At 66.6% G+C, this 626-nt stretch carries 1 protein-coding gene and 1 pseudogene; one reads left to right on the top strand and one right to left on the bottom strand.

Going from position 1 to position 626, the window contains the following annotated elements; translation table 11 throughout:
• A pseudogene (locus A5673_RS29960) lies at positions 1-261 on the bottom strand (hypothetical protein); the annotation flags it as partial.
• Between the two features lie 105 nt (positions 262-366).
• Between A5673_RS29960 and A5673_RS09765 the strand changes: the two are divergent.
• Positions 367-626: zinc-ribbon domain-containing protein (locus tag A5673_RS09765; RefSeq protein ID WP_197518312.1), on the top strand; the 260-nt coding region annotated here is incomplete at its 3' end.

Below are 626 nucleotides of genomic sequence, written 5' to 3'. Positions count from 1 at the left end.
CAGGTGAACTTGTCCACCGTGCCGCCATAGCGCCGCACGACCGCCCCCGCGACCGTGACCAGCTCGGTCATGATCTCGCGCAACCGCCAGCTTCATCGAGCCGACGACGTCGGCGAACAGGACCGTCACTTGTTTGTGTTCGCCGCTGGCCGTTCTGGGTGTGACGGGCGAGCCGCAGGCATCGCAGAAACGGGCCTTGGGCCGCAGGTCGTTGCCGCACAGCCCACACCGGCCGGTGGCCTCGCTGCCCGGGCTAACCATCCACCGATCTCCTGCACCGTCAAAATTTCCCCCCATAATCACCCATGCCGCCGCCCGGCGACACTTATCCGCAAAACCGGGTTCCGATTGCCCTATCCTTGGCCGATGACGGCCGCGGTGACCTGCGCGAGGTGTGACGCGGAGCTGCGCCCGACCGCGAAATTCTGCGACGAGTGCGGATCTTCAGTGTCGCCCACCCGGGCGGAATACAAGCAGGTCACCGTGTTGTTTGCCGACGTCGTGCATTCGATGGACATCGCCGCGGCGGTGGGCCCGGAGCGGTTGCGCGAGATCATGACCGAGCTGGTCACGGTCGCGGGGGCGGTCGTGCGGCGCTATGGCGGCACGGTGGACAAGTTCACCGG

It is taken from the genome of Mycobacterium sp. E3198, from assembly GCF_001667015.1.
Classification (GTDB): Bacteria; Actinomycetota; Actinomycetes; order Mycobacteriales; family Mycobacteriaceae; genus Mycobacterium.
Note: the sequence above shows the minus strand (reverse complement) of the source record. Positions and strands in the feature narration are given on the sequence as shown.